Here is a 23,583-nt window from a genome sequence, read left to right on the forward strand (position 1 = left end):
GCGACGGTGGCGTCGGTGCCGCGCGCCTGCTCCAGCTCGGCCAGCAGCGCGGCCCGCTCCCGGGCCAGGGCCTCGCGGTGCGAGGTGCGGGCGGCCGCCCGCCGCTCGGCCTCCTGCCGCTGTTCCGTACGGCGGGCGTGCTCGCCCTTCGCCCGGTCCAGGGCCTCGCGGGCGGCGTGCGCGTCGGCCGCCGCGTCGCGGGCCTCGGCGTACGCGGTCCGCAACGCGGCCAGGACCCGCTCGAGTTCGGCCGCGTCCTCGCCCTCCGCCGTGGCCTCGGCGCCCGCGCGGGCCTCCCGCACCGCGTTCCGCGCGCGTTCGGCCTCCTCGCGGACCTCCTCGGCGCGCTGGTAGTCCGCCAGCGCGGCCTCCTCCGCCGTACGGTCCACATGCCCGGCCCCGGGCCGGGCCGGGCTCGGGTGCTCGGTCGCCCCGCACACCGCGCAGGGCTCTCCGGCGCGCAGCCCGGCCGCCAGCTCGGCGGCGATACCGCGCAGCCGGGCCTCTTTGAGGTCGAGCCAGTTCCGCTGCGCGGCGGCGGCGCCTTCCCGCGCCCGCAACAGCTCCTCCCGCGCCCGCTCCTCCTGCCCGGCGAGCCGGTCCCGCCGCCGGGCGGCCTCCAGCCGCCGCTCGGCGGGCTCGATCCGCCCGCCGAGCTGCTCGGCCCGGGTGACGGCCTCCTGCGCCGCCTCGACGCGCCGCTGATGTGCCCGCTGGGTCTCCTCCCACCCGGCGAGCCACTCGGCGGCCTCCTCGATCGCCTCGTCGTCGGCGCGAGCCTCCCGCTCGAGCGCGGCGATCTCGCGGAGGACGGCCTCCGCCCGAACCTCCGCCCGCCGCGCGGCCCCCAACGCCCCCAGTTCCTCCCGCACCCGCCGCTCAACCCGTCCCAGCCACTCCGCATCGGCCTCGGCGAGCCCCACCGCCGCCCCCGGCCCCTGCTGGTCGGCCCGGCGGTCGCGCTCGCCATACGGCACATCAGCCGCACCGCGGCGCCCGGCCCCACCACCTGAGCCCACCGCCGCCCTGCCCCGGCCCGTCTCCTCTGCCCCGCGCTGTCCCGCCGCGTCCGGCTGGGGTGCGCCCGAACCCCGCGCCTCCACAGGCGGGGCTTCCCCGCCGGGAAGCCCCGCCTGCGGCACACCGCGCCCGTGCGCACCAGACTCACCCGAGCCCGGCCCCCGCGACGGCACGCCCGAGGCCACCGCTTCGCCGGGCAACGCGGGACCCGGCATGCCCGGGACGGCGTCTCCGTCGCCTTCCGCGCCTGTCCCGGTACCGGCCCGCCCATCCCCGGCACGCTCATCCGCCGCCCCATTCTCGGCGGCGACCCGGCCGGTGGCGCGCACACCCGGCGCACAGACGCCTGCGGAGCGGATGGCTCCCGGCGCCTTGGGCGGCGCGCCCGGCGCGCCCGCCGCCGTGGGCGGCTCCTGGGCCGGCGCGCTCGCGGTGGCACCGTCGCCTCCCGTGCCCGCTTCCGGCGCGTCCCGTCCGTGTCCGCCACGCTCAACCGCCACGCCCATCGCGGCTCCGGAGCCCGCGTGCGGGGCGGCCTCCTCCGGGGATGCGGTGGCCTGCGCGGGCAGGGACGGCTCGGGCGTGGCGGCCTCGTCGGCGGGGGTGCGTTGGTCGGGGATGTCCGGGGCCGGTGTGAGGGCCATGGCCGCCAGGCCGGGTTCGGACGCCAGGCGGGTGCGGGCCTGGCGTTCGGTGGCTTCGGCGGTGTGGTGGTCGCGGGCGGCGGCGGTGCGGAGGTCGAGTGCGGGGACCACCGCGTCGGCGGCGCGGGCGCGTTCCAGCAGCTCGCGCAGGCGGTCGTGGTCGGGACGCTGCCGTTCGAGGTCATCCGCCCGGCGACGGGCCTCGGCGTGGCGGCGCTGGAGTTCGGCCCGTTCACGCGTCGCGTCGGCGGTCCGCTGGGCGGCGTCGTGGGCCGCCTCGGCAGCCCGTACGGCGGACAGCGCGATGTCCCGACGTTCGCGCGCGCCCGCGCGCGCGACGGCGGCCCACTCCAGGACGGCCTCGGCCAGCCCCGGCTCACCGGGGGTCAGCTCGGGAAGCGGGTGGCCGTCCGGCTCCGTGGTGCGGCCCGCCGCCTGCGCCATGCGGTGGGCGAGCGCGAGCAGCCGCTCGTCCCCGGCGGCGACCCGCTTCTCCGCCGCCCGGCGCTGCTCCGCCAGCCGTTCCTCGACGGCGGCGAAGCGGCCGGTGTCGAACAGCTTGCCCAGCAGCTTGCCGCGCGCCAGCTCGTCCGCGCGCAGAAAGCGGGCGAAGTCGCCCTGCGGCAACAGCACCACCTGGCAGAACTGCTCCCGGCTCATGCCGAGCAGCTGCGCGATCTCCTCGCCGATCTCCTGGTGCGAGCGGCTGAGGGCCTTCCACGCCCCCGCCGCCCCGCCGCCGGTCGAAGACGCCGACGCCGGGACGTACTCGCGGAGCAGGGTCTGCGCCTTCTCCCGCGTCATCCCCGTGCCCCGCTTCTTGGGGCGCGGCTGCTCGGGGCGCCGGGCGATCTCCAGGCGCCGCTCCCCGATGGTGCATTCGAGAACGACCTCGGTCGGGGTCAGCGGTTCGGCGTGGTCGCTGCGCAGCGAGAGCCCGCTGCCCTGGCGGGCGCCGGGCACCTGGCCGTACAGCGCGTAGCAGACCGCGTCCAGGACGGACGTCTTACCGGCGCCGGTCGGCCCGTGCAGCAGGAAGAGCCCGGCGGCGGACAGCTCATCGAAGTCGATCTCCTGGGTGGCGCCGAACGGCCCGAAGGCCGTGACGGCGAGCCGGTGCAGCCTCATCGTGCCGCCTCCCCCGCGATGGCCCCTACGGTCGCCCCCGCGCCGTTCTCCTCGCCCGGCACGACGCCCTCGTGCGCCTCGCCCCGTACCGCCTCCAGCGCGTCGCCGAGCAGCGCGCGCTCCGTCTCGTCCGGGCCGCGGCCGCCCCGCACATGGGCCACGAAGTCCTCGGCGATCTGCCGGTCCGAGCGGCCGCGCAGCCGCTGGGCGTACGAGGCGAGCGGATCCTCGGGGGGCCGCTCGGGGTCGAAGACCAGGGTGAGCACATGGGGGAAGCGCCGCGCCAGCCGGGCCATCGGCTCATGCGGCCGCACCGCGTCGGTCAGCGTGGCCTCGACCCACGCCTCCTCGTGGCGCTCGAGGTCCGGGTCGGCGAGCAATTCCTCGATCCGGCCGCGGATCCGGGCCAGCGGCCGCGGCACCGGGCACTCCACCCGTTCGCACGACGGCGCCTCGCCCGCCGCCCCCAGCTCCACCACCCACATGGACTTGCGGTGCGCCGCCTCGGAGAAGGAGTACGCGAGCGGGGAGCCCGAGTAGCGGATGCGCTCGGTGATGGTCTGGCAGCCGTGCAGATGGCCGAGCGCCGCGTAGTCGACGCCGTCGAAGACCTCGGCGGGTACGGAGGCGACGCCGCCGACCGTGATGTCCCGCTCGCTGTCGCTGACCGTGCCACCGGTGACGAAGGCGTGCGCGAGGACGACGGACCGGGTGCCGGACGGCCGGGTGGCGAGGTCGGCCCGCACCCGGTCCATGGCGGCGCCCAGCACCGCCGTATGACCGGCCGCCGGGGCGCCCAACTCCTCCCGCACCAAACCCGGTTCGAGATACGGCAGACCGTAGAAGGCCACCTCGCCGTGGTCGTCGGAGAGCACGACGGGCGTGGCGCAGCCGGCGGGGTCGGTGCGCAGATGGATCCCGGCCCGGTCGATCAGCCCGGCGCCGACGCCCAGGCGGCGGGCCGAGTCATGGTTGCCGGAGATCATGACCGTCGGCACTCCGAGGTCCGCGAGCCGGTGGAGGGCGTCGTCGAAGAGCTCGACGGCGGCGAGCGGCGGCACGGCGCGGTCGTAGATGTCGCCCGCGACGACCACCGCGTCAATGCGCCGCTCGCGCACGGTGGTGACGAGGTGGTCGATGAACTCCCGCTGCGCGGCAAGGAGGCTGACCCGGTGAAAGGACCGCCCGAGGTGCCAGTCGGAGGTGTGCAGAATTCTCACGTATCGTCTCCGACCCGCACATTCGTCCTTTCTCCGCCCCTGTGGCCCATAACGGCGCCCGCACCGGATCAGCGGTACGGGCACCGACCACGTTAACCGCGATCGGTGCCCGGGACCCCACGGACCTCGCTTTCGTCCCCGTGTTACCTGCGCGTCTCCCCCCACCGGGAGTCGTCGAACGCGTCGAGACCGTCGGGGATGCCGGTGGCGCCGGGGTAGCCGTCGTAGGGGCCGGGGTCCGCGGGGCCGTCCAGCCGGTAGGGGTCGAGGTAGTACCACTCCGCGGTCGGGCCCGGTACGGCGCCGGGGTCCGCCGTCGGGTCGGGACCGGCGGACGGTTCGGGGAACCGTCGGTCGCGGGCCGAGGGGGCCGGGGCCGCGGGCTGCCCAGCGGCCCGCTGGGCGTGGTCCGACGTCGACGCCTTCGAGTACTTCGACTCCTTCGATTCCTTCGACTCCTTCGACGTCTTCGGCTTCTTCGGCGCCGCCAACCCGTCCGGCATGAGCAGTTCCACCCGCATATCGGGGACGGCCCGCTTCTGCGTGACGAACTCCTCGATCTGGCTGCGGCAGGCGTGGTCCAGATGGGTGACTCCCATCAGGTCCAGCCGGATCCGCGGCGTCCCCGCCGCGCCCACGGCCTCCAGCGCGTCGATGAGCTTGGGCAGCCGCAGGAAGGTGGCGTTGCCCTTCATGACGACCTTGGCGGTGTCGCCCTCGACGCGGTGCTCGACGGAGGTCTGTGACATCCGCAGCGCGGCCAGCACGATCCCGGCGGCGAGCCCGATCAGCACCCCTTCCAGCAGCGCGGTGGCGACGATGGCGCCCGTGGTGAGGACCATGACGGCGAACTCACCGCGGTCCTGGCGCCACATCGTGGGGAACTGCTCGGGGGCCAGCAGCTTCCAGCCGCTGTGGACGAGGACACCGGCCAGCACCGAGATCGGGATCAGGGCGAGGACACCCGGCAGCAGCAGCGCGAACGCCAGCAGCCACAGGCCGTGCAGGGTCCGGGAGATCCGGGTCTTGGCGCCGGACTGGACATTGGCCGAGCTGCGGGCGACGACGGCGGTCATGGGGAGCGAGCCGAGCATGCCGCAGATGGTGTTTCCGGCGCCCTGGGCGATCAGCTCGCTGTTGAACTGGGTGCGCTTGCCGCTGTGCATCCGGTCCACGGCGGCGGCCGTGAACAGGCTCTCCGCCGAGGCGATGACGGTGAAGGTGACGATGGCGGTGAGGATCGCGGGGTCGGCGAGCCCGGCGAACTGTTCGGGGCCCGGGACCTGGATGGCCGCCAGCAGATTGCCCACCTGGAGCGTCTTCACCTCGACGCCGGGGAGGGAGGCGACGACGATGCCGAGGCCGACCGCGACGAGCGCGGCGGGGATCTTCTTGACGGGCCCCGGCACCTTCTTCCAGACGAAGCTGAGGACGACCGTGGCGATGCCGAGCAGTGCGGCGATCGCCGTCTGGGCGTTCATGAAGGTGTCGACGACATGCGCGGGGAAGCCGAGGATGTTCTCGATGGCCGTGCCGGGGGCCGCGGCATCGGCCAGCGGATAGGACTGGCTGAACATCAGCGGCAGCCCGATTCCGGCGAGCATGCCCTGGACGACGGCGATCGAGGTGGCCTGGAACATCCGGCCGAGGCGGATCATCCCCAGCACGATCTGCAGAATGCCCGAGCCCAGCACGATCACGCCGAGCATCGCGATGCCGTTGGCCTCCACCGTCTCCGCCACGAGCGCGGCGAGCCCGGCGGCGGGCCCACTCACCTGGAGGGTGCTGCCCGGGGTCATGCCGACGACGAGGCCACCGATCACACCGGTGATGATGCCGAGTTCGGCCGGGGCGCCCGAGGCGACGGCGACTCCGATGCACAGGGGCAGGGCCACCAGGAAGACGACCAGCGAAGCGCTGATCTCGGTGCCGAGGTTGACGCCCTGGAGGGTCCCGCCGGTCTTTCCCTTGCCCTTGCCCCTCCCCTTTCCCTCACCCTTGGGCCCGGGCCCGCCACCCGTCCTGGCGTCGGCCTTGTGGATGCCGGGGGCGTCGGCCGTTTCCCATACGGTTTCACCGGCGGGCGCGTACGCGGGCATCGGTTGCGTCGACTGGGTGTCGTATGCCCCTTCCGGCGGGAACACCTCGTCGATGTCGTACGACGGCGATGGCACCGGCTGGACCCGGCCACGGGCATGTCGTCCGCTCGTCATGAGTGCACCCGGAAGTCACCGTCGGTATCGAGCTCCCAGAGCTCGGCGCTGTCCACCTGGTAGAACCAGCCGTGCAGACGCAGCCGGCCCGTCTCCAGCCGGCGCCGGGCCGCCGGGTACTCCTCCAGCGCGGCCAGCTGGTTCCGGACATTGAGCTGTGCCAGTTCCCGGAGGGACGGATCGTCGGAGGCCGTGCCGAGGGCGGGGGCCAGCCCCGGCCGCGCGACCGACAGCCAGGCGCCCACACCGGGCAGCCGGGACAGGTCCGTCCCCGAGGCGATCGCCCCCATCGCGCCGCAGTGGGAGTGACCGCAGACGACGATGTCTGAGACGCCGAGCACCTCCAGTGCGTACTCGATGGTGGCGGCCTCACCGGACACCAGATGCATCCCGTGCGGGGGAACGATGTTGCCCGCGTTGCGCAGCTCGAATATCTCGCCGGGCCGGGCTCCGGTGATCAGCGCGGGGATCACCCGGGAATCCGAGCAGGTAATGAAGAGCGCCTCGGGAAATTGCCCGTCGGCCAGTTTCCGGTATTCGCCATGGTCGAAATCGGCTCGGCGCCGGAACGAGCGGGCGTGTTCGATCAGAGCCCTCATCATGCCTCCCTGACGGGTGGTTGAACCAGATGCGAATCACCGTAGGGAGGGCCGTACCAGGCGAAGGCTAAACGAACACTAGAGCATGACAAGTTCTTCTCCAATATTCGGTTCCGCGCTCGCAACATTACAAAAACCAGGAAGCCATTACGGAATTGCGGTACACAGGTCCCCATGACCGTACGAGCGCTACTCATCGAGGATGACGAGACGATCGCCGAGCCCCTCGTCGAGGGACTGGGGCGGTATGGACTGATGGTGGGTCATGTCGGCACGGGGGCAGCCGGGCTGGAGGGGCCGTACGGGGACATCGTTCTGCTCGACCTGGGACTGCCGGACATGGACGGTATCGACGTCTGCCGCGGTATCCGGCAGGTGTCCGATGTGCCGATCATCATGCTCACCGCACGGGGTGAGGAGGCCGACCGGGTGTTGGGTCTGGAGCTGGGCGCGGACGACTACTTGGCGAAGCCGTTCAGCATGCGGGAGCTGATCGCCCGGATCCGCGCGGTGACCAGGCGTTCTCAACGCGCCACCACCGCCGCCGCGGCGCCCGCCCCCACCACCACCGCACCGGCCCCCACCGCCACCGCACCGGCCGCCGCCGTCACCCCGCCGGCCGCCGCCCAGCCGCCGCCCCGGGAGCAGGAGCCGCTGGTCGTGGACCGCCGGACGCGTCAGGTGTGGGTGGGCGGCGCACCCGTCACCCTCACCCCCAAGGAGTTCGAGCTGCTGGCCCTGCTCACCGAGGACCCCGGAGCCGTGTACTCGCGCCAGCAGATCCTCGACCGCGTCTGGGACCCCCACTTCCACGGGCCGACCAAGACCCTGGACGTGCACATCGCCACCCTGCGCCGCAAGCTGGGCGATCCGGCGTGGATCCAGACCCTGCGCGGGGTCGGCTTCCGTCTGGCCGTCCACTCGGGAGTCCCGGCGGGGACCCCAGCGGGAGCCCCGTCGGGAGTCCCGTCCGGAGTACCGGAGGCCGCCCGGCCGTGACCCGACGTCTGCTGCTCGGCTATCTGAGCCTCGCCGTACTGACCCTGCTGAGCCTCGGCATACCGCTCGGCTATGTCTACGGCAGAGCCGAGCGAGAACAGATCATCTCCTCGGCGGAGGACGAGGCCGAGTCGGTGTCCGCGTTCGCCTCGCTGTCCATCATGGCGGGCCGCGAGGAGCGCGAGCTGCCGCCCCGGGCGCGGCACTGTGCCGAGCGCATCCGGGGCAGGGTGGTCATCGTCGGCGACGACGGCCGGTTGCTGGCGACCTCGCATCCGCTGTCCGCCACGGAGTCGCGGAACCTGGTGTCGCGCCCCGAGATCGCCGCCGCGCTGCGCGGCCGGGACGCGATCGACGTCCGGACCTCCACCATCGGCGGCGTCCGCTATCTGTCGGTCGCCGCCCCCGTCGTCCACGGCGACGATCTGCAGGGCGCGGTGCGCCTCACCGTGCCGACCGACGCGGTGGAGGCCCGGGTCCACCGGACCTGGCTGCTGCTGGCCGTGGGCGGGCTCGCGATCCTCACGGCCGTCGCCGCCGTGGGGCTGGTCTTCGCCCGCTGGACCAGCCGCCCGATCCTGGAGCTGGAGCGGTTCGCGCACCGTCTGGCCGACGGCCGGTTCACCACGCCCGCGCCCGTGACCTCCGGCCCGCCCGAGGTGCGCAGCCTCGCCGCCACCTTCAACCAGACCGCCGCCCGGCTGGAGCATCTGCTGGCCTCCCAGCGCGCCTTCGCCGCCGAGGCGTCCCACCAGCTCAAGACGCCGCTGGCGGCGCTGCGGCTACGGCTGGACAATCTGGAGGCGGAGATGACCGGGCACGCCCGGGACAGCCTCAGCGCCGCGCTGACCGAGACCGACCGGCTGGCCCGGATGGTCGAGGGGCTGCTGGCGATGGCCCGGCTGGAGGAGAGCGCCGTCACCCCCGAACCGATCGACCTGGACCAGGTGTGCGCCGAGCGCCTGCGCACCTGGAGCCCGCTCTTCGACCAGCACAAGGCCCATCTCGCCCTGCTCGGCGACCGGGTCGGCCAGGCGCTCGCGGTGCCCGGAGCCATCGAGCAGATCCTGGACAATCTGCTCTCCAACGCGCTGCGGGCCACGCCCCTGGGCGGCACCGTCACCATGGTGCTGCGCTGTTCGGCGCCCGACCGCCGCCATCTCCCCGCCCGCCCCGCCTGGATCGAGCTGCATGTCCTCGACGAAGGGCCCGGCATGACCGCCGATCAGCGCCGCCGCGCCTTCGACCGCTTCTGGCGCGCCCCCGACGCACCGAAGGGCGGCACCGGTCTGGGTCTGTCGCTGGTGCAGCGGCTCGCCCATGCGAGCGGAGGGGAGGCCATCCTGGCCCGGGCGCCCGGCGGCGGCCTCGACGCCGCGATCCGGCTGCGGCCCGCGCCCCGCCCGTCCCAGGGCCGCCCGTCCAGAATCGGCCTGCCCCGGAGAGTCCGGAGCGACCGGAGCACACCGGAGTCCGCTCCCTCCCCACCCTCGGTTCGCTCGCCGGTGTGAGCCCAGGGCGTCCTTACGCGTCCTGGTACGCCTCGCCGCCGAGTTCCAGTGCGGCGGCGCCGGCGGTGGTGTCCGCCAGCCAGTCGCGGAAGGCGTCCACATCCGCGTCGGGCAGCCCCAGTTCGATCGTCACCGCCTCGGCGTAGCGCACCTCCCGGACCGCCCGCCCCGTCGCCCGCAGGTCGTTCTCCAGCTTTCCGGCCCGCTGGTGGTCGACGGTCACGGTCACCAGCCGGAACCGCTGCCGGGTGACGGTGCCCAGCGCGTCGAGCGCCTCGCCGACCGCGCCGCCGTAGGCCCGGATCAGACCGCCCGCGCCGAGCTTCACGCCCCCGTAGTAGCGGGTGACGACGGCCACCGCGTACCGGATCTCGCGGCGCAGCAGCATCTGGAGCATCGGCACCCCGGCCGTGCCGCCCGGCTCCCCGTCGTCGCTCGCCTTCTGCACACCGCCGTCCGCGCCGATGACATAGGCGAAGCAGTTGTGGGTGGCGGTGGGGTGCTCCTTCCTGACCCGCTGGATGACGTCCTGCGCCTCCTGCTCGGTCGCGGCGGGCGCGAGCGTGCAGAGGAAGCGCGATCTGTTGATCTCGATCTCGTGCACGCCCTCGCGCGCGACCGTCCGGTACCGCTCCTGCATCAGGCCACCCTATGTCCCGGCTCTCGCGCGGTGGCCACGCGGGCGTGGCCGCCGATCGGGCGGATGTCTCCCCGATCGGCCCGGACCGCTGCGACCCGTACACCCGGTGCCGGATCATCACGATGAACGGCATCGAGATCGAGGCGGTCCTCTTCAGCCACCAGATGGCCCGCCACTGCACGGACATGGACACGCGCTCGGGCCGATGGCGGCCACCATCGACCGCGCCCGGTCAGCCCTTTCCGCCGCTTCCACCGCTTTCGTTGCTTCCGCCACGGCCGAACCGGGTCGGCCTGTGCAGGGGCCCCCACGCGCCCCGCTGGCGTGCCACCACGTCCTCGGCTTCGGCGATCACGCTCTCGGCGATCCAGGCGACGGGCTCCACATCGCGGACCAGGGGCTCGTTGTCCGGCCCCCGGCCGGTCTCCTCCCCCTTGAGCACCCAGGGGTGGACATCGGTGGAGCCCTGGTCGTCGTCCCGGAGGTGGATGTAGTCGCACAGCCTCCGGGCGACCCACACGGCCGTGGGCAGATCCTTCGCCCATTCCTCGAAGACCAGGGGGTTGGCCGACAGCCCCGGCATCTTCATGCCGGTGAGCCCGTCCCGGCTGACCGCACTGCCTTCCAGATCCGCCTCGGGCCCCCGGGACCAGCGGACGAAGACCGGAGGCCCCTGCTCGATCAGCTCCACGAGCTGGTGCAGAGCGGTGTAGGTGGGGAGTGTGTCACCTGGCATGATCGCCCTTGAGTACCCGTAGCCGTCGCCGCCAATCCACCGCCGCCCGACCACATCGACGCCGCCCCGACCACATCGACGCCGCCCCGAGCGCACGGACGCCGCCCGGATCGCACGGACTCTGCCCGGATCACACGGACGCCGCCCGTCCCCGCTGCTCGGCGGGAAGGGCGGCGTCCCGCAGGAAGTGCCGCGGCGTCCGGGTCAGCGGCCCAGGGCCTTGGCCAGCTGGTCCTTGGTCATGTTGGAGCGGCCCTCGATGCCGCGCTGCTTGGCCTCGTTGTACAGCTGGTCGCGCGTCGGCCCCTTGGGACCCGTCCGGTTGCCGGAGCGCTGGCCGCCACGCTGCGGCGCGGACTTCCGGTCCTGGGTCGAGGTCCTGCTGGCGGACTTGGACTCGCCGGAGCGGGCGCGCTCCTTGTTGACCGTACGGGCGGCCATTTCCTTCGCCCGGCCGGTGGACGCGCCGCGCTTCTCCGCGCCTTCCTTGATGTGCTCGTACTGCCGTTCACGCTTACGGCTGGATCCTGCGGGCATGGTGTCTTCCTCTCCTTCCGCCCCCTCGGTCGGTGGCGGACGGCGGTGGTGATCGCCGACCGCATGAGTCGGGTTCCCCCGCTTCCTCCCCTATAACCAGCATGCGTCTCCTGGGCGTCGGCCGGATGCCGTGCGGTGTGCGCGATGCGCGGAATTGGTCTTTCGGCAGTGTCCACCGGTCCCCCGTCTTCGTAAGGTCACCTCTGCGAGTCGGCCGGTCACGCAGGTGGGGGACATCAGGTGGGGGACATGACGACACAGACACGCACGACCGGATCCGGCGGCCGCCCGTGGGCGTCCTGGGCCGGACACCTGCCACTGGCGGCCACCGTCGCCGCCGCCGGGTTGAGCGTGGTCAGCCTGTGGTGGGTGGTGCCCACGGCGCTGTGCGCGTTCGCGGCGGGGTGGCGGCCCGGGCGGACGTGGTCCACGGCGGTGGGGCTGATCGGGGTGGTGGCGGGCGCTGTGGTGGCGGTCGCCGTGGTGCCGTCCTGGATCACCTGGGCCGACCGCTTCGTGGCGGTGGTGGCGGGGGCGGTCGTCCTGCCGTGGTTCGTGGGGCGGTTCTGCCGTCAGTACCGGGAGTTGGTCCGGGCGGGGTGGGAACGGGCCGCGCGGCTGGAGCGCGAGCAGCGGCTGATCGCCGAACAGGCCCGGCTGCGGGAGCGGGCCCGTATCGCGCAGGACATGCACGATGTGCTGGGCCACGAGCTCAGCCTGATCGCCCTCTCGGCCGGGGCCCTCAAGCTGGCGCCCGGGCTGGCGGACGGCCACCGGGAGGCCGCGCGGGACATCAGGGCCAGGGCGGCGGCCGCCGTGGACCGCCTCGGCGAGGTGATCGGCGTCCTGCGCCAGGAGCCGGACGCAGCGCCGCCGGAGCCGGGTGGCGCGGGTGTGGCGGAGCTGGTCGAGCGGGCGTCGGCGTCGGGTCTCGCGGTCCGGCTGCGGATCGACGGCGAGCCCGGCGAGCTGCCGCCGGGCGTGGAGCGCGCCGTGTGCCGTGTGGTGCAGGAGGCGCTGACCAACGTGGCCAAACACGCGCCCGGCGCGGAGGCGACCGTCGATGTCCGGCATACGGCCGAGGAGACCGAGGTCCGGGTGGTGAACGGCCCCGCGTCCGCCGCCGCTCCCGTCCGCTCCGGCGGCGAGGGCTTCGGCCTGATCGGCCTGGACGAGCGCGTCGGACTGGCCGGGGGCACCTTCGGCTACGGCCCCGAGGCGGGCGGTTTCGCCGTCCGCGCCACGTTTCCCCACACCACGGCGCGGCGGCCGGGGGCACCCCACGACGCCCCGGACACCCCGGTGGCGGACGACCACCGGCGCGCCCGCCGCCGGCTCGGCCGCACCCTGCTCGCGGCCCTGATGGTGCCCCTGGTCGCGGGGGCCCTGCTGATCGGGGCGCTGCGGGTGTGGGACACACTGAAGGCCCGGGAGTCGGTGCTGGCCCCGGACGACTACGCCCGGCTGCGCGTCGGACAGGACCGCGACCGGATCGCGCCGCACCTGCCGGAGCGCCAGACCGGCCACCGGCCGACGGCCGCCGAACCGAGGGGGACGGACATCGCCTGCGAGTACTACGCGATGACGGCCGACCCCTTCGACGACCGCTCCGGGGACGTCTACCGGCTGTGCTTCCGCCACGGCACCCTGGTGTCCGCCGACGCCTTCACCGGGAAGGGCGTCCGATGATCCCGCACCGGGAAGGGCGTCCGATGATCCCGCACCGGGAAGGGTGTCCGATGATTCCGCAGCGGGAAGAGGGTCCGATGACCCCGCAGCCGGAAGGGGGTCCGACGATCCGGGTCCTGATCGCCGACGACGAGCCGATGATCCGCGCAGGCATCCGGGCTGTGCTCGCCACCGATCCCGACATCGCCGTGGTCGCCGAGGCGGGCGACGGCCACCAGGCGGTGGAGCTGGTGCACCGCCACCGGCCCCGGGTGGCGGTGCTGGACATCCGGATGCCCGGCACCGGCGGCATCGAGGCCGCCCGGGAGATCCACCGGACGGCGCCGGCCACCGGTGTCATCATGCTGACCACCTTCGGCGAGGACGAGTACATCCTCCAGGCGCTGGGCGGCGGCGCCACGGGCTTCCTCATCAAGTCCGGTGAACCGGAGGAGCTGATCGCGGGGGTGCGCGCGGTGGCCGACGGCGCCGCCTATCTGTCACCGAAGGTCGCGGCCCGCGTCGTGGCGCATCTGGCGTCCGGTGGCGCGGGGGCCCTGGCCGACCGACGCACCGCCGCCCGGGAACGGGTCGACGCCCTGACCGCCCGGGAGAGGGAGGTGCTGGCCCTGCTCGGCGGCGGGCTGTCCAACGGCCGGATCGCCCGTCGGCTGCAGGTCGTCGAGGGGACGGTCAAGGCCCATGTGAGCTCGATCCTGGCCCGGCTGGGCGTGGAGAACCGGGCGGCCGCCGCCGTGATCGCCCATGAGGCCGGAATCCTTCCGCCCCGGCCGCCCGAGCAGCGCTGACACCGCCCGTACGGCCGGAGGGCCCGCCACGACCAGCGTCGCCGCCACCACGGCGGCGCCCATCAGCGCACCGGCGGCCACATCGTGCGGATAGTGCACCCCCACCGCCACCCGCAGCAGGGCCGCCGCCCCCGCCAACGGCAACGCCACCGGGGCGAGACGGGGCCTGAGCAGCGTCAGCCCGACCGCGATCCCGGTGGCGAGGGTGGCGTGGTTGCTCGGAAACGACCAGTCCCCCACCTCCGGACACTCCGCCACCGCCGCGACTCCCCGTACCGCCCGGCACGGCCGCTCCTCGTCCACCACCAGCTTCACCGCCTCGCCGGCCGCGTAGCCGGCCACGGTGCCGATCCCGGTGAACACGGCCCCCGCCACGCCGGAGGCGTCCCCGCGCCGGAAGGCCGACCACCCCGTCCACAGCAGGAGCAGCCCCAGCGCCACCAGCGTCCCCTCGGTGGCCACCTCCAGCAGCGGCCCGGCCCACGACGGCGCCCCGGCCACCGCGTCGGTCACCTCGCGGTACACCGACACCGAGGCGCCGCCCGTGACCTCCACCCGATCCGCGTCGCCCAGCCCACCGGGCGACAGCCCCATCACCGCTCCCGCCCCGGCGGCACACAGCGCCACCGAGAGCAGCAGTCGACGGCCGAAGCCGTATCGCGTCCTTGAATCCATGGCCAGTGACCGTAGAAACCGCGACGGCCCGCCACCTCTGGCAAACGGCCAGGTCAGACCCCTGACCATCGTCAGGGTTGACACCCCGGACATGCCCCGGGGAATCTCCGGGGTACCCGGCCGGTTCTGCTGCGAAGAGACCGCATCGCGACCACAGGAGGCAGGCATGTACGGCGACCCGCCGACGGTCCGCACGATCCTCACCGAGTTGGGCGACACCTGGGCCATCGTGGGCCTGTCGACGAACCAGCGGCGTGCGGCATACGGCGTCGCCGACGTCCTCCAGCGTTTCGGCAAGCGCATCGTGCCCGTCCATCCGAAGGCCGAGACGGTGCACGGCGAGCGGGGGTACGGCTCACTCGCCGAGATCCCCTTCCCGGTCGATGTGGTCGATGTCTTCGTCAACAGCGATCTGGCGGGCCCGGTCGCCGACGAGGCCGTCGCCATCGGCGCCAAGGCCGTCTGGTTCCAGCTCGGCGTCATCGACCCTGCGGCCTACGAGCGCACCCGCGCCGCCGGGCTCGTCATGGTCATGGACCGCTGCCCGGCCATCGAGATCCCCCGGCTGGGCTGACCTGCACAGGCACAAAAGAGCCCGCCCGGCGCCACGGGGGTGAACGCACGGACGGGGCCGCTATCCGCTCCGGCCGGGCACGGTAGATCAGTGAGCGACTAGGCAGTCAATGCCGTTCACTGCCCTCTGCCACCGGTAGACATCTCGGCGCGAGGAGACCTCAGCCCCGCATCGGGGAACCATCTCCAGCGGGTTGGGGGCGGGGAGTCGGCTGCCCGCTGCGCGCCGTCCCGGCTTCGTCAGGGCATGGCGCACGGCCCGGCTACGCCGAGCCGCACCGCGGAAGGCCACCCGGCCTCAGGTGCCCAGGCCCTCCAGGACCACCGCGCCCGGGAGCCCGGCGAGCAGTTTGCCCGGCACGATGAGCTTGCCGCGTCGGCTGCCGCTGCCGATGAGGGCGTAGGGGATGTCGGCCACGGCGGCGTCCACCAGGAGCGGCCAGTCGGCGGGCAGGCCGATCGGGGTGATGCCGCCGAATTCCATGCCGCTCTCGCCCGTCGCCGTGTCGATCGGGGCGAACGACGCCTTGCGCGCGCCGAGGTGGCGGCGCACCACGCCGTTGACGTCCGCGCGGGTGTGGGCCAGGACCAGGCAGGCGGCCAGGGTGGTCTCGCCGCCCCGCTTGCCCGCGACCACCACGCAGTTGGCGGACTGCTCCAGCAGCCAGGAGCCGTAGTTCTCGACGAGCACGGCGGTGTCGGCCTTGTCCGGGTCCGTGTCCACGAACAGCACCTGTTCCACCGGCTCCGCGCCGCGCCAGGTGCGCAGCGCCTCGGCGACGGGAGCGGTCAGCAGGTCCAGGCACTCGACGGCGGGACGGACCTCGTCGAAGGCGTCCATCGGCGTACTCATGCCGCCAAACTAGCAGTCGGGCGGGGCACGAGGGCCGGACCCGGCGGTCTCAGCGCGCGGGTGGCACCGACACCGCCATGGTCATCTCCACCGGCGCCGTCCCGTCGTTGCGGTAGGTGTGCGGGGTGTTCGCCTCGAAGGCCACGGAGGTGCCGACCGGGGCGGTGTGGGTCTCACCGCCGATCACCAGGGTGAGTTCGCCCGCCGTCACATGGATCAGCTCGACCGTGCCGGACGGATGCGGATCGGAGCTGCTCTCGTCGCCGGGCATCAGCCGCCATTGCCACATCTCCAGCGGGCCGTGCGCCTCGGTGCCGACGAGCAGCGCGGTGTAGCTGCCCGCCTCGGTGGACCACATCCGCACCGCCTGGTCGGGCGGGACGAAGGTCACCCGGGGCCCCTGCTCGTAGTCGAGCAGTGTGGTGATGCTCACGCCGAGCGCGTCGGCGAGCTTGACGGTGGTGCCCACGCTGGGATTCGTACGGGCCTGCTCAATCTGGATGATCATGCCCCGGCTGACCCCGGCGCGGGCCGCCAGGGCGTCGAGGGTGAAGCCGCGTTCGTTGCGCCACCGCTTGAGGTTGCGGGCGAGCGACTGCGTGAGCTGGTCGAGGTCCGTCACGTTCCGGTCCGTCCATCCGTCCAAAATAGTGAATGGCATAGTCGAGTAAAGTGAACTACCGTGGGCTGTACTCCCACGTCCACCACACTGTACGGCGAGGTTTCACATGTCCGCGCTCTTCGCTCTTGCCACCAGCCTGCTCTGGGGGCTGGCCGACTTCGGCGGAGGGTTGCTCACCCGGCGCACACCCGCGCTCACCGTGGTCGTCGTCTCCCAGATCATCGCGGTCACCGTCCTCGGCGCCATCGTGGTCGCCACCGGCGGATGGTCCGAGGCGGGCCCGCAGCTGTGGTTCGCCGCGGCGGCCGGTGTGGTCGGCCCGGCCGCGATGCTGTGCTTCTACCGGGCCCTCGCGCTCGGCCCGATGGGCGTCGTCTCCCCGCTCGGCGCGCTCGGCGGGGTCATCGTGCCGCTGGGCGTCGCGCTGGTGCTCGGCGAGCGGCCCGGGCTGCTCCAGTCCTCGGGCGTCGTGGTGGCGGTCGCGGGTGTGGTCCTGGCGAGCGGTCCGCAGACCGGCGGGGCGCCCGTCCAGCGGCAGACGCTGCTGCTCACCCTGGTGGCCGCGCTGGGCTTCGGCTCGGTGATGGCGCTGATCGCCGAGGCGTCGCACACGCTGACCGGGCTCTTCCTCGCGCTGTTCGTGCAGCGGGTGTGCAATGTGGCGGTCGGCGGCGGCGCGCTGCTGGTCTCCGTACGGCGCGGCAACCCCGGGCTGCCCGGGGGCGGGATGGGCGTGGTGTGGGCGTCGCTGCCCGCGCTCGCCTTCGTGGGCCTCGCCGACGTGGCCGCCAACGGCACGTACAACCTCGCCGCCCACCACGGCCCGGTCACCGTCGCCGCGGTGCTCGCCTCCCTCTACCCCGTGGTGACCGCCCTCGCGGCCCGCGGACTGCTCGGCGAGCGGCTGCGGGTGGTCCAGGCCACGGGCGCCGGACTCGCCCTGGTGGGCACGCTGCTGCTGGCCACGGGCTGAGCGGACCGCGGCCCGGACCCCACCCTCGCCCCGGCCCCGGCCCCGGCCCCGGCCGTGCATAAGCCGACGTCCCCCAGGAACCCACTACGCCATGGGGCACGGATACGAAAAGCTGTATGTGGTGCGGGCCGAGGCCCGGGGGATCGTAAACGCCGTGGTGCGGGCGTGGCGGGGGCCGGGGCGGGAGCGGGACCTGCTCGTGCAGTCGCTGAAGGCGGCCGGGGCGGCCACGCTCGCGTGGGCGGTCTCGGGGTGGTGGCTGAAGGATCCGGTGGCGCTGATGGCGCCGTGGGTGGCGGTGGTCCTGGTCCAGGCCACCGTCTACCGCTCGCTGTTCAAGGGGTTGCAGCAGCTGGTGGCCATCGCCGTGGGGACGCTGCTGGCGGCGGGGGCCGAGGCCCTGACGGGGAACATCCTGATCTCGGTGGCCCTGGTCCTGCCGGTCGTGATGCTGCTCAGCAACTGGCCCCGCCTCGGCGACCAGGGCATCTACGGTCCCACCACCGCGCTGTTCACCCTCACCTCGGGCCCGGTGTCCAGCCTCACGGTCTCCCACCGGCTGTTGCAGGCCCTGCTGGGCGCCGTGATCGGCATCGCGGTCAACGCGCTGATCCTGCCGCCGGTCCATCTGCGAAGCGTCCGGGAGAACCTCGGCAGTCTGGCGCACGCGACACAGGAGACGCTGGCGAGCATCGCCGAGGCGCTGGCCGAGGGGAACTGGTCCGAGGACACGCCCGCCGACTGGCGACGCCTGGCCGACCAGCTCGAACAGCGGCAGGAGAGCCTGCGATCCGCCCGGCTGTGGAGCCATGAGAGCCTCCGGCTCAATCCCAGGCTGCCGTGGAATTCGCGCGAGAAGCCGCCGCCCACGCTTCCCCCCGAGAGCGAGGACCAGCGGTGGAGCTCGATCGTCGCCCAGGTGGGCGCGGTCGTCGGCGCCATGGTCGACATCGCCGACGAGCACCGCTCCATTCCCGCCCCCGACCAGCAGCCGCTGCGCGACTACGGCCGGCTCCTCGCCGATCTGGCGGCGGCCTGCGAGGCCCGGGCCGAAATGATCTATGAGTCCCCCACCCCCGACGGCGCGCGCGGCCAACTGGACGAGGCGCTGGAGGCCGTGGAACGGCACCACGGCGCCCTGCACAAACAGCTCACCGACGAGCGCTACGTCTCCCCCGGCACCACCGCCGTCCTGGGCACCCTGCTGATCGGGGCCCAGAACATCTGGCACGACATCGCCCCGGACACCTGGCCCCGCGCCACCGCCAGGGCATAGCACCGGGCCGACGGGGTACATCGGTGCAGTCCCCGCGGTGGTGTCGGGGCGGAGTTGTGAGGAGTGGTGCCCATGAAGCCGATCGCCCAGGCACGGCCGGGATTCCCCTGCTGGGTGAGTCTCGCCGCCCCCAGCCTCCAGGCGGCGCAGGAGTTCTACACCGCGGTGCTCGGATGGACCTGGCGCCCCACCGGGCTGGATGAGGAGTTCCGTACGGCGCTGTTCGGCGGAGCGCCGGTGGCCGGGGTCGGGGCGCTCGCGAACAGCCTCAGGGGCGCGGTCGCCTGGACGCCGTTCTTCGCCGTGGCGGACGCGGACGCCACCGCGGCACGGATCCACGAGCGGGGCGGAACCGCCGGCGTCGGCCCGCTCCCGTTCGGCACCGGCCGCCGCGCCGGGCTGGCCGCCGACCCCGACGGCGCCGTCTTCGGCTTCTGGGCGGGGGAGGCGCTGCCCGGCTGGCCGTCGGGGCCGGACGTGGGCGCCCCGGCCTGGCTGGAGCTGCGGACCCGGGACGCGTTCGCGGCCGCCCTCTTCTACGGCGAGGTCTTCGGCTGGGCGTCACCGGGGAGCAACTGCTCCGTGGAGTACGAGAACGACGAGGTGATCGTGCGCGAGGCGGGCCGCAAGCTGGCGGCGATCCACGGCGGCGCCGTCGAACAGGCCCCCGACCCACGGGTCCGGCCGCGCTGGTACGTCCACTTCCGCGTCCCCGATGTGACGGCCGCCGTGGCGGCGGCCCGCGCCGCCGGTGGCACGGTCGCCCTCCCGCCGGACGCCTCCCCCACGGGCCGTCAGGCGGTCCTGTGCGACCCCGACGGCGGGCTGTTCACCGTCACCGCGGCCTGAGCGGACGGCGCTGACCAGCCGCCTGCCCCAGGGTCCCGGCTCGGCTCGGCGATATGGCGGAAAGACGACGTGGACAGGTGAGGAAGCCGGGCCGGCCGGGAAGCCGTGGGGCGAAGAGCGCGAGGGAACACGCTGACGTCAGGACGGAGCGCGGTGATGGCCACCACGGCGGAGGAAGCGCGGGCCGGTCTGCCGGCGTCGCGCGTCATCCGGCTGCCGGGGATCGTGCTGGGGGTGGGGCTCGGCGGATTCCTCGACGGGATCCTGCTGCACCAGCTGCTCCAGTGGCACCACATGCTCAGCAGCACCAACCACGACCGCATCGGGGTGAGGTACTACAACCCGCACACCGTCTCCGGTCTGCGGATGAACACCGTGTGGGACGGCGTCTTCCACGCCGTGTGCTGGATCGCGGTGCTGCTGGGGCTGGCCATCCTCTACGCCCGGGTCACCCACGACCGGCGCCGGGTGTGGGGCTCCCGCGTCCTGTGGGGCTGGATGCTGGTCGGCTGGGGCCTGTTCAACCTCGTCGAGGGCGTGCTGGACCACCAGATCCTCGGCATCCACCATGTCCACGGCGGCCCCGAGCAGCCGTGGTGGGACGCCGGCTTCCTCGTCCTGGGCGCCCTCCTGGTGGTCGGCGGCTATCTGCTGCAGCGCGGCGGGGCCCCCTCCGGCCCCGAAGCGCCCCGCGCCACCGGACACGTGTGATGGGTGGCGGCGCGGCGCACCCCGGCCATGGGCACGGCGGGGGCGGCGGCCCCCTGGACGTATGGCTGTCGGCCCTCGCCCCGCTGGGGCCGGCCCTCGCCCTGCTGGGGTGTGCCGCCGGCTACGCGCTGGCGGTCCGCGGCGCCCGTCGCCGTCACCCCGCCCGGGGCTGGCCGCTCGCGCGGTCGCTGAGCTTCGGGGCCGGGCTGGCCCTGGTGGCCGTGGCGCTGCTGCCGCCGCTCGCGCCGTTCGCCCATGAGGACTTCCGCGGCCATATGGCCCAGCATCTGCTGCTCGGGATGTACGCACCGCTCGCGCTGGTGCTCGCGGCCCCGGTCACGCTGCTGCTGCGCGCCCTGCCCCCGGACCACGGCAGACGGCTGACCGCCGTGCTCCGCTCCCGCCCGGCGCGGCTGCTCGGCCACCCCGTCACCGCCCTGCTGCTGACCACCGGCGGGCTGGTACCGCTGTACTTCACCCCCGTCTACGACGCCACCATGGGCCACCCCGGGTGGCACTGGCTGACACACGCCCACTTCCTGCTCTCCGGCTGGCTGTTCGCGTACGCCATCGCCGGTCCCGATCCGGCCCCCGCCCGGCCGGGGGTACCGGCCCGGCTGCTGGTCCTCGGCGTCGCCATCGCCGCCCACGCCGCCATCGCCGAGCTGATGTACGGGGGCTTCTGGGTCGAGGTGCACGCCCCGATCACCGAGGTCCGGGGCGGCGCGGAGATCATGTACTACGGCGGCGACCTCGCCGAGCTCCTGCTGGCCGCGGCCCTCGTCACCACCTGGCGGCCCGTGCGGACGCCCCGGAGGCCGCACGGGCCGCGGGTACGCCCGGTGCGGCGGCCGAAGGAGGGCATCCAGGGATCCACGCCCCGCGGGCCCTGCCGAAATCCGGATGACGGTGGGGTTACCACTGGAGGCCCCGGGGGTACCTGGGCGTCACGCCATCGCAGCGGACCCCCGGGGGACCACGGTGGCCAGGCCCTTCCGGTCCAGACCGCGGGCCGGAAGAGCCGCTTCGGCTGACGCGTCGGCCCGGGCTGACGCCTCAGCCGTCGATTCCACCGCTCTCGCAGATCTGCCGGGCGATGTCCCGCAGCTTGACGTTGCGCTCCTGGGACACCCGGCGGATCAGGACGAAGGCGTCGTCCTCGCTGACCTTCAGGCGTTCCATGAGGATGCCCATGGCCTCCCCGATGGTGTGCCGGGTCTGGAGCGCCTGCTGGAGCTGATCGGCGGTGCGGGCGCTGGAGAAGGCGACCGCGGCATGCGAGGCGAGCAGCCAGCCGGCCGTCTCGCTGGCCTTGGTGAAGGCGGCGGGGTGGCGCGAGTAGAGGTTCAGGGCGCCGAGGTTCTCCTGCTCGGTGTAGAGCAGGAACCCCATCATGCTGCCGATGCCGAGGCCGCGGGCCTCGCTCACGAAGTCCGGCCAGCGCTCCTCGGGCTCGGTGAAGTCCTTGATCCGGAACACCCGCTCGCCGTCCAGGCGGCGGGCGGCGTCGAAGCAGGGTCCCTCCCTGAGCCGCTCCTGCAGCCGGTCCGACCGCACCACCAGCCCTTCGGTGGGGGCGAGGGACTCCGCTCGGCTGCCGTGGAGCACCAGGATGCCGGCCGCGTCGCAGCCCTCCACGATGTCCACCGCGCACGCGCTGATCCGGTCCAGCGTGGCCTCCACGGAATCCTGCGCCAGCAGATCCCGTGCCATGGTGGCCATGCGCTCGGCGAAGGCTTCCCAGTCCATGACCATCACCCGATCACATCCGGCTACTCGCCGCCCCTGAGCGCTTCCCGGTACTGCTTCGCCCGGTCCGCGTACACCTGGGCGTTCAGTTTGATACCTTCCCGCTCCTCGTCGGTGAGGGGGCGCTTCACCCTCGCCGGCACCCCCGCCACCAGCGAACCGGGCGGTATCTCCATCCCCTGCGGCACCAGGGCCTGGGCCGCGACCAGCGATCCCGTACCGATCCGGGCGCCGTTGAGGACCGTCGCCCCCATGCCGATCAGGACCTCGTCCTCGACCGTACAACCGTGCACGACCGCGTTGTGCCCGACCGAGACCCGCTCACCGATCGAGACCGGGAATCCGGGGTCGACGTGCACCGTGCAGTTGTCCTGGATGTTGCTGTCCGCGCCGAGGACGATGGGACCGCCGTCGCCCCGCAGCACCGCCTGGTACCAGACGCTCGCTCCCGCCGCCAGCACGACATCGCCGATCACCACCGACGTGGGGGCCACGAACGTGTCGGGGGCGATCTGTGGCTCCTTCCCGTCGATGCCGAAGATCAAGGCGCGCACCGTCTCTCCCACCTGGTCGTTCCCTCCGCTTTCCGCGCCCCGGCCGGTAGCCCCGGCAGAGCCCAAGCATCGATATGCGGCTTCGCCGCGTGGCAGGGGCTTCGCCCCTGGACCCCGGGGTCTGGGGCCTCAGCCCCAGTTGTGGGAAGGGGCGGGGAGGGGAGAGCGCCCCGGACAGCACACCTAGTCCCCGGCCGGGACCGGCTCCGGCTCGGCGGTCTCGGAATCGGCCGCCGTGACCGCCGCGGCCTTGGCCTTCTTGGAGCGCCACTTCATCACGAGCATCGAGCCGAGGCCGAAGAGCAGGGCCAGCACGAGCCCGAGCCAGGAGAAGCGCTTCAGCCAGTCCTCCGCGACCTTGCCCAGGGAGTAGATGACCGCGGTGGTGCCACCGGCCCAGACGATGCCGCCGAGCACATTGGCGATGAGGAACTTCCAGTACGGCATGCGCAGCACGCCCGCGAGCGGCCCGGCGAAGATGCGCAGCAGCGCGATGAACCGGCCGACGAAGACCGCCCACATGCCCCACTTCTGGAAGGAGCGCTCGGCGGTGGCCACGTGCTCGGCGCTGAAGTGCTTGGGGAATTTGCGGCCCAGCCAGGCGAGCAGCGGCTGTCCGCCCTTGCGGCCGATGAGATACCCGATGGAGTCGCCGATCACCGCGCCCGCGACGGCGCACGTCCCCAGGATGTAGGGGTTGATGTGGTCCTGGGAGGCCGCCAGCAGCGTCGCGCTGACGAGGATGATCTCACCGGGGAGCGGGATTCCCAGGCTCTCCAGGCCGATGACGATGCCCACGAGCAGATACACGCTGACCGCGGGCACGGTCTCGAGCCATTGATCGATATGCAACGCCGGTTCCTCCCCATGTGGCGACCGCTTCCCGGCGTGCGCCGGACCAGGGACGTGGCGCACGCCGGGAAGCCTACTCAATCGGCGCGCGGTCGCCATCATCCCCAAGTCGTGCTCCCGCTCGCGTCGAGTCCGGCGCAGGGAGGACGGACGCGGGGCCGGGCCCGGGGCC

General features: G+C 73.5%; 21 protein-coding genes and 2 pseudogenes. 10 read left to right on the plus strand and 13 right to left on the minus strand.

Annotated elements, in window-relative coordinates; genetic code table 11:
* The 4 genes from IEJ02_RS49135 to IEJ02_RS32130 all read right to left on the minus strand — a co-directional run.
* A partial coding sequence (locus IEJ02_RS49135; protein WP_223864830.1) for an AAA family ATPase occupies positions 1–2,792 on the minus strand: 2,792 nt, incomplete at its 3' end.
* Positions 2,789–4,012, minus strand: coding sequence for an exonuclease SbcCD subunit D (locus IEJ02_RS32120; RefSeq protein ID WP_191068043.1), 1,224 nt, complete (start codon positions 4,010–4,012; stop codon positions 2,789–2,791). The genes IEJ02_RS49135 and IEJ02_RS32120, both read right to left, overlap by 4 nt.
* 143 nt (positions 4,013–4,155) lie before the next feature.
* Positions 4,156–6,225, minus strand: coding sequence for a SulP family inorganic anion transporter (locus IEJ02_RS32125; RefSeq protein ID WP_223864831.1), 2,070 nt, complete (start codon positions 6,223–6,225; stop codon positions 4,156–4,158).
* Positions 6,222–6,824 carry a carbonic anhydrase gene (locus IEJ02_RS32130; RefSeq protein WP_191068044.1) on the minus strand — a complete coding sequence of 201 codons (603 nt, stop codon included), beginning with the start codon at positions 6,822–6,824 and terminating at the stop codon, positions 6,222–6,224. Before IEJ02_RS32130 ends, IEJ02_RS32125 begins: the two co-directional genes overlap by 4 nt.
* Before the next feature lie 174 nt (positions 6,825–6,998).
* On the opposite strand from IEJ02_RS32130, the gene IEJ02_RS32135 reads away from it, so the two are divergent.
* Together IEJ02_RS32135 and IEJ02_RS32140 are read left to right on the plus strand one after the other, a co-directional pair.
* Positions 6,999–7,823: a response regulator transcription factor gene (locus IEJ02_RS32135; RefSeq protein ID WP_191068045.1), complete on the plus strand. Its 825-nt coding sequence runs from the start codon at positions 6,999–7,001 to the stop codon at positions 7,821–7,823.
* Positions 7,820–9,334 (plus strand): sensor histidine kinase, encoded by a 1,515-nt coding sequence (locus tag IEJ02_RS32140; protein ID WP_191068046.1) that lies wholly within the window; start codon positions 7,820–7,822, stop codon positions 9,332–9,334. Before IEJ02_RS32135 ends, IEJ02_RS32140 begins: the two co-directional genes overlap by 4 nt.
* A 13-nt stretch (positions 9,335–9,347) precedes the next feature.
* Here the strand turns inward: IEJ02_RS32140 and IEJ02_RS32145 are convergent, their stop codons facing one another.
* The 3 genes from IEJ02_RS32145 to IEJ02_RS32155 form a co-directional block, all read right to left on the minus strand.
* Positions 9,348–9,974, minus strand: a complete 627-nt coding sequence (locus tag IEJ02_RS32145; protein WP_191068047.1) for a YigZ family protein — start codon at positions 9,972–9,974, stop codon at positions 9,348–9,350.
* Between the two features lie 232 nt (positions 9,975–10,206).
* Positions 10,207–10,710 (minus strand): DUF6098 family protein, encoded by a 504-nt coding sequence (locus IEJ02_RS32150; RefSeq protein ID WP_191068048.1) that lies wholly within the window; start codon positions 10,708–10,710, stop codon positions 10,207–10,209.
* A gap of 204 nt (positions 10,711–10,914) precedes the next feature.
* Positions 10,915–11,247, minus strand: a complete 333-nt coding sequence (locus IEJ02_RS32155) for a plasmid stabilization protein (protein ID WP_137981210.1) — start codon at positions 11,245–11,247, stop codon at positions 10,915–10,917.
* A 249-nt stretch (positions 11,248–11,496) separates the two neighbouring features.
* Between IEJ02_RS32155 and IEJ02_RS32160 the strand changes: the two genes are divergently transcribed.
* A complete protein-coding gene (locus IEJ02_RS32160) occupies positions 11,497–12,936 on the plus strand; it encodes a sensor histidine kinase (protein ID WP_191068049.1) in 1,440 nt (479 codons plus the stop codon).
* Between the two features lie 77 nt (positions 12,937–13,013).
* Positions 13,014–13,724: a response regulator gene (locus tag IEJ02_RS49140; protein ID WP_223864832.1), complete on the plus strand. Its 711-nt coding sequence runs from the start codon at positions 13,014–13,016 to the stop codon at positions 13,722–13,724.
* On the opposite strand, the pseudogene IEJ02_RS50530 reads toward IEJ02_RS49140, so the two are convergent.
* A pseudogene (locus IEJ02_RS50530) lies at positions 13,686–14,399 on the minus strand (phosphatase PAP2 family protein); the annotation flags it as partial. The gene IEJ02_RS49140 and the pseudogene IEJ02_RS50530 sit on opposite strands and share 39 nt — an antisense overlap.
* Positions 14,400–14,565: 166 nt before the next feature.
* Between IEJ02_RS50530 and IEJ02_RS32170 the strand changes: the two are divergent.
* Positions 14,566–14,973 carry a CoA-binding protein gene (locus IEJ02_RS32170; RefSeq protein WP_191068051.1) on the plus strand — a complete coding sequence of 136 codons (408 nt, stop codon included), beginning with the start codon at positions 14,566–14,568 and terminating at the stop codon, positions 14,971–14,973.
* Between the two features lie 297 nt (positions 14,974–15,270).
* On the opposite strand, the gene IEJ02_RS32175 is transcribed toward IEJ02_RS32170, so the two are convergent.
* The gene (locus tag IEJ02_RS32175; protein WP_191068052.1) at positions 15,271–15,825 is read right to left on the minus strand and encodes a YbaK/EbsC family protein; all 555 of its coding nucleotides are present in this window, start codon (positions 15,823–15,825) and stop codon (positions 15,271–15,273) included.
* Positions 15,826–15,874: 49 nt separating this feature from the next.
* Positions 15,875–16,447, minus strand: a complete 573-nt coding sequence (locus IEJ02_RS32180) for a helix-turn-helix domain-containing protein (protein ID WP_191068053.1) — start codon at positions 16,445–16,447, stop codon at positions 15,875–15,877.
* 106 nt (positions 16,448–16,553) lie between these two features.
* Here IEJ02_RS32180 and IEJ02_RS32185 point away from each other — a divergent pair, with 106 nt between their 5' ends.
* The 5 genes and pseudogenes from IEJ02_RS32185 to IEJ02_RS32205 form a co-directional block, all read left to right on the plus strand.
* Positions 16,554–17,420: an EamA family transporter gene (locus tag IEJ02_RS32185; protein ID WP_191068054.1), complete on the plus strand. Its 867-nt coding sequence runs from the start codon at positions 16,554–16,556 to the stop codon at positions 17,418–17,420.
* Between the two features lie 91 nt (positions 17,421–17,511).
* Positions 17,512–18,696 (plus strand): FUSC family protein, encoded by a 1,185-nt coding sequence (locus tag IEJ02_RS32190; RefSeq protein ID WP_191068055.1) that lies wholly within the window; start codon positions 17,512–17,514, stop codon positions 18,694–18,696.
* A gap of 72 nt (positions 18,697–18,768) precedes the next feature.
* Positions 18,769–19,545, plus strand: a complete 777-nt coding sequence (locus IEJ02_RS32195; protein WP_191068056.1) for a VOC family protein — start codon at positions 18,769–18,771, stop codon at positions 19,543–19,545.
* 156 nt (positions 19,546–19,701) lie between these two features.
* A complete protein-coding gene (locus IEJ02_RS32200) occupies positions 19,702–20,256 on the plus strand; it encodes a DUF2243 domain-containing protein (protein WP_191068057.1) in 555 nt (184 codons plus the stop codon).
* Positions 20,256–21,101, plus strand: a pseudogene (locus IEJ02_RS32205) (cytochrome c oxidase assembly protein); the annotation flags it as partial. The gene IEJ02_RS32200 and the pseudogene IEJ02_RS32205, both read left to right, overlap by 1 nt.
* Positions 21,102–21,312: 211 nt before the next feature.
* Here the strand turns inward: IEJ02_RS32205 and IEJ02_RS32210 are convergent.
* The 3 genes from IEJ02_RS32210 to IEJ02_RS32220 all read right to left on the minus strand — a co-directional run bounded on the left by IEJ02_RS32210 (position 21,313) and on the right by IEJ02_RS32220 (position 23,411).
* Positions 21,313–22,005 carry a GAF and ANTAR domain-containing protein gene (locus IEJ02_RS32210; protein WP_191068059.1) on the minus strand — a complete coding sequence of 231 codons (693 nt, stop codon included), beginning with the start codon at positions 22,003–22,005 and terminating at the stop codon, positions 21,313–21,315.
* A 23-nt stretch (positions 22,006–22,028) separates the two neighbouring features.
* Positions 22,029–22,571, minus strand: a complete 543-nt coding sequence (locus tag IEJ02_RS32215; RefSeq protein ID WP_191068060.1) for a gamma carbonic anhydrase family protein — start codon at positions 22,569–22,571, stop codon at positions 22,029–22,031.
* 171 nt (positions 22,572–22,742) lie between these two features.
* Positions 22,743–23,411 (minus strand): DedA family protein, encoded by a 669-nt coding sequence (locus IEJ02_RS32220; protein ID WP_191068061.1) that lies wholly within the window; start codon positions 23,409–23,411, stop codon positions 22,743–22,745.
* Positions 23,412–23,583 lie beyond the last annotated feature (172 nt).

The organism is Streptomyces sp. 5-10 (assembly GCF_014712245.1).
In the GTDB taxonomy this organism is placed as follows: Bacteria; Actinomycetota; Actinomycetes; order Streptomycetales; family Streptomycetaceae; genus Streptomyces; species Streptomyces violaceusniger.